Annotated in this window: 17 protein-coding genes; 9 read left to right on the plus strand and 8 right to left on the minus strand. The window is 50.8% G+C overall.

Annotated elements, in window-relative coordinates:
• Positions 1–5 precede the first annotated feature (5 nt).
• Positions 6–551 (minus strand): oligoribonuclease, encoded by a 546-nt coding sequence (orn, locus tag IT527_RS08720; RefSeq protein WP_292968147.1) that lies wholly within the window; start codon positions 549–551, stop codon positions 6–8.
• A 162-nt stretch (positions 552–713) separates the two neighbouring features.
• On the opposite strand from orn, the gene IT527_RS08725 reads away from it, so the two are divergent.
• The 3 genes from IT527_RS08725 to rsgA are packed head-to-tail and all read left to right on the plus strand — an operon-like array spanning position 714 to position 3,249.
• Positions 714–1,982, plus strand: a complete 1,269-nt coding sequence (locus IT527_RS08725; RefSeq protein ID WP_292968148.1) for a M48 family metallopeptidase — start codon at positions 714–716, stop codon at positions 1,980–1,982.
• Positions 1,979–2,320, plus strand: a complete 342-nt coding sequence (locus IT527_RS08730; protein WP_292968149.1) for a 4a-hydroxytetrahydrobiopterin dehydratase — start codon at positions 1,979–1,981, stop codon at positions 2,318–2,320. Before IT527_RS08725 ends, IT527_RS08730 begins: the two co-directional genes overlap by 4 nt.
• On the plus strand, positions 2,317–3,249 hold the full coding sequence (gene rsgA / locus IT527_RS08735; RefSeq protein ID WP_292968150.1) for a ribosome small subunit-dependent GTPase A: 933 nt from the start codon (positions 2,317–2,319) through the stop codon (positions 3,247–3,249). Before IT527_RS08730 ends, rsgA begins: the two co-directional genes overlap by 4 nt.
• A 139-nt stretch (positions 3,250–3,388) precedes the next feature.
• Here the strand turns inward: rsgA and IT527_RS08740 are convergent, their stop codons facing one another.
• Both IT527_RS08740 and IT527_RS08745 read right to left on the minus strand, forming a co-directional pair.
• Positions 3,389–3,793, minus strand: a complete 405-nt coding sequence (locus tag IT527_RS08740) for an FKBP-type peptidyl-prolyl cis-trans isomerase (RefSeq protein ID WP_292968252.1) — start codon at positions 3,791–3,793, stop codon at positions 3,389–3,391.
• 205 nt (positions 3,794–3,998) lie between these two features.
• Positions 3,999–5,720 carry a GGDEF domain-containing response regulator gene (locus IT527_RS08745; protein WP_292968151.1) on the minus strand — a complete coding sequence of 574 codons (1,722 nt, stop codon included), beginning with the start codon at positions 5,718–5,720 and terminating at the stop codon, positions 3,999–4,001.
• A gap of 331 nt (positions 5,721–6,051) precedes the next feature.
• Here IT527_RS08745 and IT527_RS08750 point away from each other — a divergent pair, with 331 nt between their 5' ends.
• Entirely contained in the window at positions 6,052–6,654 is a 603-nt protein-coding gene (locus tag IT527_RS08750; protein ID WP_292968152.1) for a PEP-CTERM sorting domain-containing protein, read from the plus strand.
• Positions 6,655–6,964: 310 nt separating this feature from the next.
• Here IT527_RS08750 and IT527_RS08755 read toward each other — a convergent pair whose 3' ends face one another.
• Positions 6,965–7,684 carry an EI24 domain-containing protein gene (locus IT527_RS08755; protein ID WP_292968153.1) on the minus strand — a complete coding sequence of 240 codons (720 nt, stop codon included), beginning with the start codon at positions 7,682–7,684 and terminating at the stop codon, positions 6,965–6,967.
• Positions 7,685–7,892: 208 nt separating this feature from the next.
• On the opposite strand from IT527_RS08755, the gene IT527_RS08760 reads away from it, so the two are divergent.
• The 3 genes from IT527_RS08760 to IT527_RS08770 all read left to right on the plus strand — a co-directional run bounded on the left by IT527_RS08760 (position 7,893) and on the right by IT527_RS08770 (position 9,365).
• The gene (locus IT527_RS08760; protein ID WP_292968154.1) at positions 7,893–8,399 is read left to right on the plus strand and encodes a hypothetical protein; all 507 of its coding nucleotides are present in this window, start codon (positions 7,893–7,895) and stop codon (positions 8,397–8,399) included.
• A gap of 14 nt (positions 8,400–8,413) precedes the next feature.
• Complete coding sequence (locus tag IT527_RS08765) at positions 8,414–8,962, plus strand: glycine zipper family protein (protein WP_292968155.1); 549 nt, start codon at positions 8,414–8,416, stop codon at positions 8,960–8,962.
• A 166-nt stretch (positions 8,963–9,128) separates the two neighbouring features.
• Positions 9,129–9,365: a thioredoxin family protein gene (locus IT527_RS08770; protein ID WP_292968156.1), complete on the plus strand. Its 237-nt coding sequence runs from the start codon at positions 9,129–9,131 to the stop codon at positions 9,363–9,365.
• 113 nt (positions 9,366–9,478) lie between these two features.
• Here IT527_RS08770 and IT527_RS08775 read toward each other — a convergent pair whose 3' ends face one another.
• From IT527_RS08775 to purM, 4 genes are read right to left on the minus strand one after another with little or no spacing between them, the layout of a single operon-like run.
• Positions 9,479–10,738: an RsmB/NOP family class I SAM-dependent RNA methyltransferase gene (locus IT527_RS08775; protein WP_292968157.1), complete on the minus strand. Its 1,260-nt coding sequence runs from the start codon at positions 10,736–10,738 to the stop codon at positions 9,479–9,481.
• A 16-nt stretch (positions 10,739–10,754) separates the two neighbouring features.
• Positions 10,755–11,480 (minus strand): DUF3108 domain-containing protein, encoded by a 726-nt coding sequence (locus IT527_RS08780; protein ID WP_292968158.1) that lies wholly within the window; start codon positions 11,478–11,480, stop codon positions 10,755–10,757.
• The gene (gene purN / locus IT527_RS08785; RefSeq protein ID WP_292968159.1) at positions 11,477–12,109 is read right to left on the minus strand and encodes a phosphoribosylglycinamide formyltransferase; all 633 of its coding nucleotides are present in this window, start codon (positions 12,107–12,109) and stop codon (positions 11,477–11,479) included. Before purN ends, IT527_RS08780 begins: the two co-directional genes overlap by 4 nt.
• A gap of 11 nt (positions 12,110–12,120) precedes the next feature.
• Complete coding sequence (gene purM, locus IT527_RS08790) at positions 12,121–13,176, minus strand: phosphoribosylformylglycinamidine cyclo-ligase (RefSeq protein ID WP_292968160.1); 1,056 nt, start codon at positions 13,174–13,176, stop codon at positions 12,121–12,123.
• Between the two features lie 59 nt (positions 13,177–13,235).
• Here purM and IT527_RS08795 point away from each other — a divergent pair, with 59 nt between their 5' ends.
• Together IT527_RS08795 and IT527_RS08800 are read left to right on the plus strand one after the other, a co-directional pair.
• Complete coding sequence (locus tag IT527_RS08795; protein ID WP_292968161.1) at positions 13,236–14,294, plus strand: AI-2E family transporter; 1,059 nt, start codon at positions 13,236–13,238, stop codon at positions 14,292–14,294.
• Between the two features lie 2 nt (positions 14,295–14,296).
• The gene (locus tag IT527_RS08800) at positions 14,297–15,688 is read left to right on the plus strand and encodes a hypothetical protein (protein ID WP_292968162.1); all 1,392 of its coding nucleotides are present in this window, start codon (positions 14,297–14,299) and stop codon (positions 15,686–15,688) included.
• Positions 15,689–15,772 lie beyond the last annotated feature (84 nt).

Below are 15,772 nucleotides of genomic sequence, written 5' to 3' on the forward strand. Positions count from 1 at the left end.
ATTTTTCAGATATTGAACAAGTGCTGGCGGTAGTACTTAAGCTCTTCTATTGAATCGTAAATATCAGCCAGAGCCTCATGTTTGCCCTGTTTGCTGAATCCCTGGACAATTTCCGGTTTCCAGCGCCTGGCAAGTTCCTTGAGCGTGCTGACATCCAGGTTGCGATAATGAAAATAAGCTTCCAGTTTCGGCATGGATCTGGCCAGAAAGCGTCTGTCCTGACAAATGGAATTGCCACACATGGGTGACGTGCCGGCCGGGATATGAGGTTCCAGGAAGGCCAGCATGCGCGATTCCACTTCGGGTTCGTTCAGCGTTGAGGCTTTGACCTTGTTGATCAGGCCGGATTTGCCATGAGTGGATTGATTCCATTTATCCATGCCGTTAAGAATGCTGTCTGTCTGGTGAACAACCAGCACAGGTGATTCTGCCACCGTATTGAGCTGTGCGTCCGTGATAACCAGCGCAACTTCGATAATCCGGTCTGTGCTTGAATCCAGGCCGGTCATTTCCATGTCTATCCAGATGAGGTTGTTATTGTCTTGTGCCATAATTCAAAATGCCAGTTGCGTGAATTTTCAGAATTGGATTGTGTCACACACAAGTATACCCGTCGTGTTCGGTCTGTTTTTCTCTGTTTTTCCGGTAATCAGAAGTGAAGAATGAAATGCCGGCCGAGTGACATTTCAGCAACATAACTTTTCAGGTTTTTTATGCACACGTTTACCCTTGTTTTCTTTCTTGCGCTGATAGTAACGACAATGGTGCAGTTATGGCTGTCCGCCCGGCACATACGTCATATAACGGCATATCGCAGCCGGGTTCCGGATGATTTTGCCGCACAGATTGATTTATCTGCTCACCAGAAAGCGGCAGATTATACCTGTGCCAAGGTACGCCTGAGCTACCCGGGTATCCTGCTTCACGCCGGTTTGTTGCTGGTACTTACATTGGGTGGAGGACTGGAGTGGCTGTCCGGTTTCTGGGCTGACCGGTTCAGTGATTCGCTGTGGCACGGGATGGTGCTGATTTTCAGCGTCGTGGCGCTGCTGAGCGCAATTGAAATCCCCTTTAGTTATTATCGTACTTTCGTAATAGAGCAGCAGTACGGGTTTAACAAAATGACCCCGGGCATGTTTTTTACCGATCTGGTCAGACAGTATGCGCTGGGTGCGCTGCTGGGTGCGCCGCTGCTGCTGGTCGTACTGTGGCTGATGGAAAAAGCGGGGGATAACTGGTGGTTTTATACCTGGCTGATCTGGATGGGTTTCAATTTGTTCTTGCTGGCGGTTTATCCCAACTGGATTGCGCCGCTGTTCAACAAATTCTCGCCGCTGCAGGATGATTCACTCAAGACCCGTATTGAAAAGCTGCTGCAAAAATGCGGTTTCGAATCCAGCGGGCTGTTCGTCATGGATGGCTCACGTCGCAGCAGCCATGGCAATGCCTATTTCACCGGTTTTGGCAAAACCAAGCGAATAGTGTTCTTTGATACGCTGCTGAGCCGTTTGGAAGCGGAAGAAATCGAAGCGGTACTGGCGCACGAACTGGGGCATTTCAAGCGTCGCCATGTCATCAAGCGGATTGTGCTGTCGTTTGCGGTCAGCCTGCTGTTCCTGTGGATACTGGGCTATCTGATGCAGCAACCGTGGTTTTATGAAGGGCTGGGAGTGCATGTGGCTGCTGTACCTGCAACCGCCATGGCGCTGTTGCTGTTTTTCCTGGTGATGCCGGTATTTACTTTTCTGCTGCAGCCGCTGTCCAGCATTTTGTCACGTAAACACGAGTTTGAGGCAGATGAGTATGCGGCCAGTCAGGCTTCCGCTGCAGATATGATCCGGGCGCTGGTCAAGCTGTATCAGGATAATGCGGCTACACTGACCCCTGATCCGCTGCATTCGGCTTTTTATGATTCACACCCGCCGGCAGCAATTCGTGTTGCGCATCTCAGAAAAATAATGACAACAGGAGCCACAGCATGACTCAGGTTTGTGATTTAACGGATCGAACATGCAAACCGTGCGAGGGTGGAATTCCGCCGCTGGGCAAAGAAGAAGCTGAAAATCTGCTGAAACAGCTGGAACAGGGCTGGCAACTGGCAGACAGTAAAATCAGCCGGGTTTTTTCCTTCAAAAACTATTATCAGACCATGGCTTTCGTTAATGCGGCGGCCTGGATTTCCCATCGAGAGGATCACCACCCCGACATGACAGTGGGCTATAACCGGTGTCAGGTCGAATATACGACACATGCCATTGGCGGATTGTCAGAAAATGACTTCATCTGTGCTGCAAAAATCGATGCGCTGTTCAAACTTTGAGTGTCGGGTCCGCTAAAAGGAAAAAGGCCGGTGCAGTCCTGACCGGCCAGGTTGTAGCCGCTTACGGCCGCCATTTTGAAGTGGAAACAGCACCCGGTACCATTTACTCCTGTGTTGTACGTGGCAAGAGGAAGGGAATCGTATGCGGCGATCACGTTGAAATACTGTCTGTTGCCGGTGATCAGGGCATCATTGAAGCCACATTGCCGCGATCCAGTCTTTTTTATCGTAGTGAAATTTTCCGTGAAAAGCTGATTGCAGCCAACGTTACGCAGCTGATTTTTGTGCTGGCGGTGGTTCCAACCTGCAATCCGGAACTGCTGGATCGTTGCCTGATCGTAGCTGAAAATCAGGGAATCAAGCCACTTATCCTGCTGAACAAGGTTGATCTGATTGACCGGGATGCGCAGAAACAGACTGTTGCCCGCAATTTGTTGTTCTACCGTGAACTGGGTTATCCCATGCTCGAAGTCAGCGCAAAAGCTTCTGTTCAACCCCTTGTTCCATTCCTGAATGGGCAAACCAGTTTGCTGGCAGGGCAATCCGGTGTGGGTAAATCAACACTGCTCAATGCACTTGTTCCGCTGGCACAGCAGGCAACTGCAGAAATTTCTGATGCACTCGATGGCGGGCGGCATACCACTACCCACGTTCGCCTTTTTCATCTCGATGCAGACAGCAGCATCGTTGATTCACCCGGCTTTCAGGAGTTTGGCCTGCAGCAGCTGGATGAAAACGCGCTGGCATGGGGATTTATCGAATTTCGTCCCTTTTTGCAACAGTGCAAGTTCCGGGATTGCCGGCATGTTTCAGAGCCGGGCTGTAGATTACTGCAGGCGGCACAGGAAGGTATCTTTGATTCACGGCGAATGGCCTGTTACCACAAGCTGGTCAAAAACCTGCAAAAATCTTCACCCGGGTGGAAGTAAGTGAAAGGATCTTGCCGGCCCTGGCATTACAGACAGTCGGTATAAAAACCCGGCAGGGTGCTGCTGTTTCTTTTTCTGTCAGCTTTTATTCCCGGTAATCTCTGCACGACCATGCGGGGCTCGTGCAGAGGTTTCTTTATTATTCCAGACCGATCAGCTCCACATCAAATACCAGTGCGGCATTGGGCGGGATAACACGCCCGGCGCCCTGCGGGCCATACGCCATTGAAGAAGGAATAACCAGCGTGCGTTTGCCACCCACCTTCATTCCCAGTACGCCCTGATCCCATCCTTTGATCACTCTCCCCGCGCCAAGCATGAACGCGAAAGTATCGCCCCGATCATAAGAGCTATCAAATTTTCTGCCTTTGTGGCCCTCAGCTGCTGCATCGTACAGCCAGCCCGTATAGTGCACCTTGGCCGTTTTGCCAATATCGGCTTCCTCACCTGTGCCCACCTGGGTATCTGTTTTTTCCAGTGTGGTGACATCTGCTGCATTTGTGTGGTGCGATGCTGCCGGTTCTTCGGCCGCTTGGGTGTTCATGGATAAAGCCAGCCACCCTGAGAGTGCAAAACTCAATAATTTTTTTGTGTCGATCATTATTACCCCTGAAAAATATTGTTGACGACCTGGTAGTCCGGCGATTTTGGTAGCCGGGTAAAATTTACTTGCCCGGCATCCTGCTGCCCGGCAACAGGAATAATAAAGCAATTTTCCCTGCCCAAGGGCCAGGTTAATAACGTCCGGATCAGGCAAAAGTTCCGGTTTTGCGCTGTTCGATAAGCGGCAGCAGATTTTCTGCGGGTACAGGCGGGCTGAACAAAAATCCCTGAACGTGATGGCAATTTACCTTGTGCAGAAAATCCAGCTGTATTTGTGACTGAACACCTTCGGCACATATTTGCAGGCCCATATTCCTGGCCAGCGTGATGATGGCTGCAATAATGGTGGATGTATCAGACTGGCTGGCAATGCCCTGAACCAGTGCCTGGCTAATCTTGATGGTATCAATGGGCAGGCGTCGCAGATGGTTAAGGGAAGAATAGCCTGTGCCAAAATTATCCATCACAATGTGAATGCCCATTCTTTTCAGTTCATTCACAATTTTGATGCTTCCTTCAATATCCTGCATCAGGACAGATTCGCTGATTTCCAGCCCCAGCCTGGCAGGATCAAGCCCTGTTGCCTGTAATGCTTCGGCAACATGATTGATTAACTGCAATTGATCCAGCTCTATGGCGGAAATGTTGACTGCAATAAACCGGGGTCCGTGTCCGCTGTCCTGCCAGAATTTAGCCTGTCTGCAGGCTTCGTGTATGACCCATTTGCCAATTTTGACAATAGAGCCGGATTCTGGCGCAAGTGCGACAAATTTATCCGGTGAAAGCAGCCCCAGCTCAGGATGCTGCCACCGGACCAGTGCTTCAGCTCCAATAATGCTGCCGGTTTGGGTATGGACTACTGGCTGGTAGTACAGCACAAATTCCTTTTCATCAATGACGCGCTGCAGTGATTGCTCGATTTTTATTTTCTGCGATGAAGCCTCGCCAATCTCTCTGGCATAAAACCTGCACGTGTTGCGCCAGATTCTTTTAGTGAAGGATAACGTGCTCTCAGCGTTGGCAAGCAGCACCTCAATATCCTGGCCATCGCGCGGGTAGAGGCTGATGCCGATATTTGAAGTGAGATAAAATTCCAGCTGATTAACAGTGAATGGTGTCGTAATCAGTTCCAGTAACTGGTTGGCAAAGGCCTGTACCTGATCGGTATTCACGAAACCGGTTTTGAGGACGGCAAAATTACCCCCTTCAATACGTGCCTGGATACAAGTCTTGTCAGAGTAAATGGATAGCCGGCTTGCCAGCTGCTGTATCAGGTTGTTGCTGAGACTATAGCCATACTTACTGTTGATGTGCGACAGGCGGTTGATATTGATGAAATAAACGGCGGCAACCAGGCTGTCATTTATGTTATCCGGCAGCATGGACGCTGCTTTTTCGTAAAAGAGACTGTGTTTGGGCAGGCCGGTCAGCTCATCATAATAGGTCATGCGGTAAATATGGCTGTCAGCCTGGCGTTTTCTGCGCTTCAGGTCGAGATATTCCAGTGCACGTTGAATCGCCAGCATAAGCTGCATGGAATGCCCTTTTATCACGCAGTCATTTGCCCCGTTTCGCAATACGGAAAGTACTGCCTGCTCATCCATTTCAGATGTGTACAGAATAAAAGGAATGATCTGATGACGAATTTCCAGCAGATCCAGCACCTGCACGGCATCAAACCCGGCCATCGCGTATTCGGCAATGACTGCATCCCAGTTGGAGGCATCCAGTGCTGTCTGGACATCAGACAGGCTGTTTACACATTGACAGGTGAGCTGTATCCCATTGCAGGCAAAATCGGCAGATAACTGTGCTGCATCAGCATCAGAATGGCCAATAATCAGAAGTTTCAGTTTTCCATACGTCATGTTATGTTTTTCCGACCAGTTTCTTCTGGTATCGGCCTGACTGGAGAAAACTTTATCTGACAGCGATACCCGCTGCTTTTTTGCCGGTTTTTACGCCTTTTTATCTGTAACGTCCATCAGCAACAGCGCTATAAGGGCCTTTTACCGCTGCGCGGGCGCCTGGAAAATCAGTGACGGCGTCGTTGCCATGGTAAACATGGTAAAGACAGATGGTTCTGTCAGAAAAATTTACATTTTTCCCCTCTCATTCTCCCTATAAAAATTTAATAAAATCAATCGGATACTATTGTGGCATGTTTCATGCTTTTACTAAAGCAGGTGATTCGTTTTAATGAAAAGGAAAATTATGAAAAAGAAATTATTTAAGGAAGCAATAGCAACCTCAGCCGCTGTATTAGTAATGATGAGCGCTTCAGTTGCCCAGGCTGGGCCTGTTTATCAGGTTGATACATTATTAGGTTCTGCCAGATTGAGTAACTCTGGTGATGCAACCGAGCTCGCTTGGATAAAACAGGTAACGGGCGATAGCACCCTGACAATGAATTTTAAAGTTGAAAGTGGCTTTACTGTAAATACAGATGACAATGAATCAAGGTATCTTGACGTTGCGCCGGGTACACCAGGCTTCTTTATGCTGAAATTGGGTGTCCCTGGAAACTCGGCTTTAGCTGATCATTATGTTTTCAAAAATATAGAAGATTTGACCAAGCTTGTATGGACAAATGAACAGGTAAATTTCCTGACAGGAGGAAATTGTGGCCTTAATGGAGCCCCTGATAGCTGTAATATTGGGCGCTTGAGCCATTATGTGGGTACAGGTAATATTGGGGGTGGCAGTGAAGGACCCAATGAAGTACCGGAACCTGCCAGCATGCTGCTGTTTGGTGCCGGGTTACTGGGTTTGGGTCTGAGCCGTCGCCGCAGGCTGGCCTGATTGTAAACTGACAGTTACCAATAAAAACGCCGGTTATCCGGCGTTTTTATTGGGGTTTTTTATTAGGCACACTTATCTTTCCTGCTTCCTGTTTCTCCCATTCATTCTCCGTTGTCTTTACGAAATGACGAGGCCGATGAAGCAATCCAGAGCACAACGCTGTCGAAAAATTTTACAGAATTCGCAGCGTCCCGGTTACACGGCTAATTAACTGGATCACCACGTCACGTTGCTCTTCGTAATGACGGGAAACGGCGTCATTATGACTGCCGCAGGCGTGAAACAATCCAGCTGAGCCATGACTTGAAGATCAGTCTGCCGTGCGGCGTAATTTTTCCAGTCGACTCAGTTCAAAGTGTACGAATGCGAGTGCTGTAAAGGTGGGGGAAAAAAAATTCAGGAAGGGTACAAATTGCAGCAGGCCGGTTAAAAGTCCGAGGCCCCAGCGCGCAGGTCGGTTGGCAGATGACAGTTTGTTCAGTTCGGTACTGTCAGCGTGTTCTGAAAGGGCATCGTAGAAGAACAGCCGCTGGTTCAGGTAGGCTGCAGCCAGCAAAGGGGCCAGCAGACCGATTCCGGTGAACCATAAAGGAATAGTGGCTATCCAGAGAATGAAGAAAATGACGATTGCTGAAATGACGTTGCGCAAGCTGCCGGCTACGGTGCCGCCCCGCATTCTGGCCAGATCAGGGTAGTAGCGTTTTGCGACAAAATTGACCAGTGCCGGCATGGTGACCAGTGCCGTGATGACCAGGCTGGTGGTGATCGCCAGTGTGACAAACAGGATGATATTGATGAGATTCTCCATACTGTCAGCGACGGCCTGCAGGCGAGAGGATTCCAGCCAGTTTTGCAGTGTGTCGGCCGGGATGATGGTTAATACCCAGCCGGATAACGGCGTCCAGAGGTACATGCCGATCAGCCACCAGGAAGCGGCGGATACCAGCATTGGCCAGCTCCACAGCCATAACATGCGAGGGTTGAACAGATTCACCATGGCGCGTGAGAGCGCACTAAACAATCCTGCCATCAGACATCTCCCGGATCAGATAATTAAGTAATTTAAGCAATAGTTGATTGAACCTGAAAACACCAGCCATTGTCCCCCGGCTATGTGTTTTTTCAGGACGGCGTATACTGGGTGGCGTGTGAAACCTTTATCAGAAGGCGTGGCCTAACAAGACAGCATACAGGCGTACGGGTTTGGGCAGAAATTTATCATGGATAAGGGGGGCTGAGTGAAAAGGCTAAGCTGGTTTGGTTTGTCTCTGGTTCTGGCCGGCATGACAGGAAGCAGTATTTCCTGGGGACATAGCCGTGGGTATTCGCATGGATCTCACAATCATTACCGTGACCATTATTCAGGCAGGCGAAATTTTTCTCTGGGTATCGGTCTGGCAAGCACTTACGGTGCTTATGGCCACTACAGTTACCCAGTTGGAATTTATGGAAATTTTAACTACGGGCGGCCCTATTCCTATTACCGCCAGCCATATTACCGGCCATACAGCTATCCTGACAGCCATTTTTACTGGCCCGCTTATCCTCCTGTTGTATATCCTCCGGTTGTGGTTGTTCCGGCTGATCCACCGGTTTATATCCAGCAGCCCGTGCGGCCGGCCCCTCCCCCGGCGCCTGCTGTTACCCGTTACTGGTACTATTGTGAAAATCCCGCTGGCTATTACCCGGATGTGGAACGTTGCCCCGGTGGCTGGATAAAAGTTCCTCCCCAACCCGCCCAATAATGCAGGAGTATGTAATGCGCTATTTTTCCAGATTGATTGTGCTTTCAATGGCAGTTTCACTTGCGGCGTGTGTACATGTGCCGCTTGGGCCCAGCGTGATGGTGCTTCCGGGGGCTGGCAAGAGCTTCGATCAGTTTCGTAACGATGATTATTTATGCCGCCAGTTTGCCAGTCAGCAAACCAGTTATGAAACACCGAGGAACTCAGCTGCTTCCAGCGGTATGGAAAGTGCTGCTATTGGCGCTGCTTTGGGAGCTGCTGCAGGTGCAGCACTGGGTGGCGGGCGTGGAGCGGCTGTGGGGGCGGGGTTGGGGTTGCTCGGAGGCGGGCTGGCGGGCAGCGGTACGGCACAATCTTCAGGTTCCATCAGCCAGGAGCGTTTTGATATCGCCTATATCCAGTGCATGTATGCCAATGGCCATCGTGTGCCGGTTCCCGGTGGCCTGGCAGAAGGGGTGGGGGGAAATGTCAATCAGGGAAATATGCCCTATCCATCTTCTTCCTCCGGCAGATATATCCCGCCGCCTCCCCCGGGTTATCCGCCAGCCCCCCCGCCTTATTGAGGCATGACGTTTGCAAATCCCGGTGCAGGTAATTACATTGATTTAATGTGTTAAAATCCGGGGGCGGGTCTTCCGGGCAAGGGCGGGTTTACTTTTTCCAACCGATTGCCGGAAGTTTTCGCTTCAGGAAATATTGTTTTAATGAACTTTAGTCAAGGAGAAACACGTGGCATCAAAAGCTATTTTCTATCATGCGGGTTGTCCGGTTTGTATATCAGCTGAGCATACGATTGCTGATGCGATTGACACTTCAAAATATACCGTTGAGAAAGTGCATCTGGGAACAGATAAAGCACGTATCGCCGAAGCTGAGAAAGCCGGTGTGAAGTCGGTTCCGGCACTCGTTATTGATGGCACGGCATTCCATATCAATTTTGGTGCGGGTATTGCTGACCTGAAGTAATGATGATGCAGTTGGCAAAACGCCAGCGTTAACAGAGTACGTTACTGCTTGCATCTTAAAGGGGTCTTGGAAGGAAAAGACCCCTTTTTGTTGGTACTGTTATTTTTGTGCTGTTATTTTGAACGTTCCAGCACGGCGGCAAAGAAGCCATCAGTATTGTGGTGAAGCGGAGAGAGCTGTAAATATTCACCGGTATCTGGCAGGTTGATTTTTTGCTGTGCAAGCAGTTCTCCACAGTGGTGTGCGGAAAACTGCGGGTGATCTGCCAGAAACTGCCCGATAATCTGCTGGTTTTCTTCCGGAAGCGGGCTGCAGGTAGCATAAACCAGGCGCCCCCCGGGCTTGAGTAAACTGGCAGCTGCTGTAAGAATGGCTAACTGCTTCTTTTGTAATTCTTCAATACTTTCCGGACTTTGCCGCCATTTCAAATCGGGGTTGCGGCGCAAAGTGCCAAGTCCGCTGCAGGGCGCATCTACCAATACCCGATCAATTTTGCCAGCCAGCCGTTTCAGCTTGATATCCCGCTCACTATCGATACGTTGCGGGTGCACGTTTGACAGCCCGGATCGCTTGAGGCGCGGTTTAAGGTTGTTGAGCCGTTTCTCGGAGACATCAAAAGCATACAGGCGCCCGTGTGAATGCATGAGTGCTCCCAGCAGCAATGTTTTGCCGCCTGCTCCTGCACAAAAATCCACTACCATCTCACCGCGTTTGGGGGCAAGCAAAAACCCCAGAATTTGACTGCCTTCGTCCTGTACTTCGATTTTTCCGGACAGAAACAATGTATTCCGGTTAATGGCGGGTTTTCCGGTAACGCGAATGCCAACCGGGGAAAAGGGGGTAGGCTGTGCTTCGATTCCCTGCTGTTCCAGTTCATCCAGTACTTCCTCACGTCCGGCAAGCAGACTGTTGACGCGAAGATCCAGCGGTGCTGGCTGTTGCAACGCCTGACCCATGCGTAAAATTGCTTCATCTGACCAGGATTTTTGTAATTTTTCCACCAGCCATTCCGGAAACTCCGCACGGATGAAAAGCGGCTGTTCTTCCAGCTTAACAGCTTTGATTTGCTGGATCCATTTCACCTCAACTTCCCGGATGAGCGGGGCCAGTTCCCGCAGATTCATACCCTGAAATCTTGTCAGATAAGCCAGTACCAGTTCACGGGCGGTTGCTTTACCAACCAGTTTTTCCAGAAAATAACGGCGCCGCAACAGGCCGAACACTGTTTCCGCAATCATGCTCCGGTCGTTTTGTCCCAGCAGGGGGTGATCCTGAAAAAATTGCCGTAACAGTACATCGGCAGGGGCGGGCAGGGGTAATACTTTACGCACGGCAGCAATCAGTAATTTCAGTTGTTCAGGAGTGAGTCGCATAAATGATCAGTTTGAATTACCGGGTGGTGTTGTTTGCGGGTGTGTAGTCGATTTTTGTGACAATACGATCAATTTCCAGTCCATCTTTTTCGGTGGAAATAATGCGAACAGGCAGCAGATGATGTGCGGTGGCCAGCCAGATTTTTTTTCTGGATGGATTGTCCTGATCCTGCTGTTTTGTCAGCACGATCGTAGAAAGTTTACCCATGGGGGTATCCAGCAGCTCGCGGGTAACGGTGTAATGGTTTTGCTGCAGGATGCGGTAATCAGTTTCATGCACGACCAGTGTCTTGCCGGGTGGTGGAGTGAACATGAAATGGTAACCAAAGCTTAATTCATCGAGTGTCCCGTTCGGCAGATTTTGTACTATTTCCAGGCCTTTACGGCGGTAAATAATATGTTTTCCGCTCCAGTCAAATTCGACTTCACGTGCCGGTTTTCCGCCACGCTGATCAGTAAAGCGCAATGGTTTCATCCCTTTGCGCGGCATGATTGTTCCTTCGCTGTGGCGGTGAATGCTGCCGCGCTTGATCAGCCTGAGCAATCCGCTGGCTGAAGCCTCGCTGTTGATAGCGTAGTGCTGAACGCCGTTTTCCTTCCGCAGGAGCAGTGTTTCGTGCGCTTTACCCTGCCCGATGCTGCCATTGAGGGTGTACTCGATATCAATACGTTCAGGCAGATTTTCCGCCCGGGCGGCAATACCTGCCCATAAGCACAGCACGAGGGTTAACAGTCGTTTCATAATTTGATTTCGGGTGAACATAAAACTGTCTGCCCATCACTGGCTGATGAGATTTCGACACGATTTCCCGTCAGGGCAAGTTGCCCCTGCAGAAACCAGCGCACTGCCTGCGGATAAATACGATGTTCCTGTGCGAGCACTCTGGCGGCAAGTGTTGCAGACGTATCTCCGGTTAACACGGGTACGGCGGCCTGAATAATGATCGGGCCGTAATCCAGTTTCGATGTAACAAAATGCACCGTGCAGCCGTGGATTCTGACGCCTTCCTCCAGCGCACGTTCGTGAGTGTTCAGCCCGGGAAATGCCGGAAGCAGAGAAGGGTGAATGTTGATTAGCCGGCCCTGATAATGATCTACAAAAAATGTCGACAGGATGCGCATGAATCCCGCCAGCACGACCAGATCGGGCTGGTAGGTATCAATGATTGCGGCCAGTGCGGTATCAAAAGCTTCCCGGTCGGGGAAGGTGCGGTGATTGATTGCCTGGGTCGGAATGCCGTGTGACCGGGCAAACAACAGTCCTTCTGCTGTCGGGTTGTTGCTGATGACCGCTGCGACCGGCAGACCGGCTTCCAGTAGCGCCCGCATATTGCTGCCGCGTCCGGAAATCAGGATAACCACTGACGCCATGACACTTTCCTTCAAATGATAATAATCGGTGCGGTTCCCGGCTGGCGGGACTGGATGGTACCGACCTGCCATACGGTTTCTCCGGTATTGCGCAGGATTCTGGCGGCGATCCCGGCATGTTCCGGTGCAACAATGACAATCATACCGATACCACAGTTGAAAACGCGCTGCATTTCTTCTTCAGCAACGTTACCGTGCTGCTGCAGCCAGTCGAACAGAGGAGGACGCACCCATGTGCTGCGATCAATGTGTGCCGTGACATCGTCGGGCAGAACGCGCGGGATATTTTCCAGCAGCCCGCCGCCGGTAATATGTGCCAACCCTTTGACGGGCAATTCGGCCATCAGCGCCAGCAGGGATTTCACATAAATACGGGTAGGCATCAGCAGTGCATCAATCAGGCTGGTTTCGCCCAGCCGGGTATCGGGCTGTACTGCATTGAGCTCAAGAATTTTGCGAATCAGTGAAAAACCGTTGGAATGCGGGCCGCTGGAGGCAATGCCCAGCACGACATCATTTGCCCTGATGCCGGAGCCGTTGATAATCTGATCTTTTTCCACGACACCGACAGCGAAGCCGGCCAGATCATATTCCCCTTCAGGATACATGCCGGGCATTTCTGCGGTTTCTCCCCCGATCAGCGCACAACCGGCATCCTCACAGCCGCGGGCAATTCCCTGGATCACCTGTGCGGCAGTGTCCACATCCAGTCTGCCGCAGGCAAAATAATCCAGAAAAAACAATGGCTCGGCACCCTGCACCAGGATGTCATTCACACTCATTGCCACCAGATCAATACCAACGGTTGCGTGCCGTGCGTATTGAAAAGCCAGCTTGAGTTTGGTGCCGACCCCATCGGTACCGGATACCAGCACCGGCTGACGATATTTTTTGGGAACTTCGAATAATGCGCCAAATCCGCCGATTCCTCCCAATGCTTCCGGGCGGAGTGTCCGCTTTGCCAATGGCCTGATAATTTCCACCAAACGGTTGCCGGCATCAATATCAACACCGGATGAGCGGTAGGAAATCGGGTTTGTGTCTGGGGGTGAGTTGGGGGAAGTCAAGTTGAGTTCTCGCAGGGTTAAGGCTAGAGTGCAGCTTTTGAAGCGTGATTTTACCGTAAATGAACGATAAATATTCCCAGGATTCCCGCTTTCTCTGGTATCTGGCAGTGATTGGCACGATCAGCGCGCTGATCTACCTGCTCAGCCCGATTCTCACCCCTTTCCTTCTGGCAGCAGTCATTGCCTATATCTGTAATCCGCTGGTTACCTGGCTCGAAGCCAGAAAAATCCCCAGAACGCTAAGTACAATTTTCGTCATGCTCATGACAATGGGAATATTTATTGCCATGGTGCTGATTCTGTTTCCCCTGTTTGAAAAAGAAGTGGCACGGCTGATTGAACAGGTTCCGTTTTTTCTGGATCTGGTGAAAAACCAGTTTATTCCCTGGCTGGAAAATAATTTCAACATCGAGCTTCAGATTGATATTGCCTCCCTCAAAGAGATGCTGGCGGAGCACTGGAAAAGTGCTGGCGGCGTGGCTGCGCAGGTGTTGCCATCGCTGAAAAGTGGCGGCCTGATCCTGCTGGCGTTTCTGATGAATCTGGTGCTGGTGCCGGTTGTGCTGTTTTACCTGTTACGGGACTGGAACAACCTGGTTAAACAGGTGGGCGAACTGATTCCCCCCGTCTGGCAAAAACAGGTTTTCAGCCTGGCGCGGGATACAGATAGCGTACTGGCTGAATTCATGCGTGGAGAAACAGCGGTGATTACCATCATGAGTGTTTATTATGTGACAGGGTTATGGCTGGTCAAGCTGGAGTTTGCTTTACCGATCGGGCTGATATCCGGAATCCTGGTATTCGTCCCCTATTTGGGAACCATTACCGGACTGGCACTGGCGACCTTTGCCGCCATTACGCAATTTCAGGACGGGAGCGGCGTACTGACTGTCTGGGCGGTGGTGGGAACAGGACAGTTGCTGGAAAGTATGCTGATTACGCCCCGGCTGGTGGGGGAACGTATCGGTCTGCACCCGGTGGCGGTGATCTTTTCATTACTGGCGTTTGGCCAGCTGTTTGGTTTTATCGGGATTTTGCTGGCATTGCCGGTCAGTGCAGTTTTGCTCGTCCTGCTCCGGCATTTGCATGCGCAATATATGGAAACGATGAAAGAGTGAAAATGCGTACCGTTCTGGCTGTTTTCACTGTTACAACGCTTTCAGGCTGTTTGTCTCCGATTGCACTGAATCGGGCGGTGGAACTTTACGATCAGGCTGCCATCCAGTCGGAATCAAAGCTGCTTCTGGTCAACCTGGCGCGTGCACAGCACCACGAACCGATCCATTTCACGCGGGTTTCAAGTATTGCAGCAACATTCAGTTTCAGTGCGAACGCAGGCGCCACACCGGCGCTGACCGGAGAGCGTGGCGGCCTGCTGGCTCCTGTTTTTGGTGGCGGGGTTTCAGAAAATCCTACTTTCAGTATTGATCCGATTGCAGGTGATGAATTTACCAAACGCCTGCTGACCCCCTTCAGTCAGCACAAGCTGATGCTCCTGCTGCGCCAGCACTACGATATTGACCTGATGCTGCGAATGATGGCCCAGGAAGTTCATTTGCATGATCCCGAACCCTATCCTGCGGCCCGGGGTATACCACCTGCTGCTGACGGGCGGGGACATCATCCGCGCAGATTGCACTGTGATGCAAAAAAAGAGGATTGGGAGGGTGGGGGCAGGAAGGCAGGCAAATCTGATCGAATTGCAGCAGACCGGCCTGCTCCGGATTTTCAGCTTACCCGGGAGCAGGAGCGCCGGATGCGTTACCGGCAGCACGTTCATCAGACCCGAGCGACTTATCGCAATAATCCATCAGATCGTGTCGGGTATGAAACATTTCGGCGCATCGTCCTGCACCTTTCAGCAATCCAGGATCAGAAAAAACTGTATGCCGAACCGCTGGTATATGAACGCAGCTGGGAAATTGCAGATAGCAGTGTTTCGGCTGAAGGACTTTTTTATGCCATCGAAAATGATTTTGCCGTAAACCATGACCGGGAAAAGCATACCTATACACTGAGCAAACAGCTGCCTGGCCCCATCCTTATTACCAATTATGACCCTAATATTCTTTGCTGTGAGGAACGGGCTGATCTGGACGATCTGATCAATCCGTGGATCGAAAATGATGTTGCTTTTGATATCCGGCCAGGCTATCCGGGTGGAGAATGGCCGATCCGGGGTACATTCCGGCTCAGAAGTTTTCATACGATCCTTAATTTTCTCAGCCATGCGCTGGGAGAGGAAAAAGAGTACTACGTGGAAAAAGATCCGCGTACTCCGCCCATTACCGGAAATGAAAATCCCGTGCAGACCCTGGGAATGATTGTTACCGGTAAATTGCCGGATGGTGTTGATATATTCGCCCGTTCACACGGCAAGTATTACGCAGTGGATACGACAGGCGCGGATGCACACTGGAACCGGAATGCTTTTCAGCTGCTTTATGTTTTATTCCGGATGACAGTAACCGACACCAAACCGCCGGGTATGCCAATCACGATTGCAAAATAAAGATCCTGCCCCGGCAAACTTCATGAAAGCGGTATTCTCCCGCCAATAATCTGGCGGCAGGTTACTCGTGTAAAATCATGGTTT

Source organism: Nitrosomonas sp. (assembly GCF_020852615.1).
Classification (GTDB): Bacteria; Pseudomonadota; Gammaproteobacteria; order Burkholderiales; family Nitrosomonadaceae; genus Nitrosomonas.

Excerpts from the sequence above, each read along its gene's own strand:
- orn (WP_292968147.1), bottom strand. The coding sequence starts at position 551 with ATGGCACAAGACAATAACAACCTCATCTGGATAGACATGGAAATGACC.
- IT527_RS08725 (WP_292968148.1), top strand. The coding sequence starts at position 714 with ATGCACACGTTTACCCTTGTTTTCTTTCTTGCGCTGATAGTAACGACA.
- IT527_RS08730 (WP_292968149.1), top strand. The coding sequence starts at position 1,979 with ATGACTCAGGTTTGTGATTTAACGGATCGAACATGCAAACCGTGCGAG.
- IT527_RS08740 (WP_292968252.1), bottom strand. The coding sequence starts at position 3,793 with ATGAACACCCAAGCGGCCGAAGAACCGGCAGCATCGCACCACACAAAT.
- IT527_RS08745 (WP_292968151.1), bottom strand. The coding sequence starts at position 5,720 with ATGACGTATGGAAAACTGAAACTTCTGATTATTGGCCATTCTGATGCT.
- IT527_RS08750 (WP_292968152.1), top strand. The coding sequence starts at position 6,052 with ATGAAAAGGAAAATTATGAAAAAGAAATTATTTAAGGAAGCAATAGCA.
- IT527_RS08755 (WP_292968153.1), bottom strand. The coding sequence starts at position 7,684 with ATGGCAGGATTGTTTAGTGCGCTCTCACGCGCCATGGTGAATCTGTTC.
- IT527_RS08765 (WP_292968155.1), top strand. The coding sequence starts at position 8,414 with ATGCGCTATTTTTCCAGATTGATTGTGCTTTCAATGGCAGTTTCACTT.
- IT527_RS08775 (WP_292968157.1), bottom strand. The coding sequence starts at position 10,738 with ATGCGACTCACTCCTGAACAACTGAAATTACTGATTGCTGCCGTGCGT.
- IT527_RS08780 (WP_292968158.1), bottom strand. The coding sequence starts at position 11,480 with ATGAAACGACTGTTAACCCTCGTGCTGTGCTTATGGGCAGGTATTGCC.
- purN (WP_292968159.1), bottom strand. The coding sequence starts at position 12,109 with ATGGCGTCAGTGGTTATCCTGATTTCCGGACGCGGCAGCAATATGCGG.
- IT527_RS08795 (WP_292968161.1), top strand. The coding sequence starts at position 13,236 with ATGAACGATAAATATTCCCAGGATTCCCGCTTTCTCTGGTATCTGGCA.
- IT527_RS08800 (WP_292968162.1), top strand. The coding sequence starts at position 14,297 with ATGCGTACCGTTCTGGCTGTTTTCACTGTTACAACGCTTTCAGGCTGT.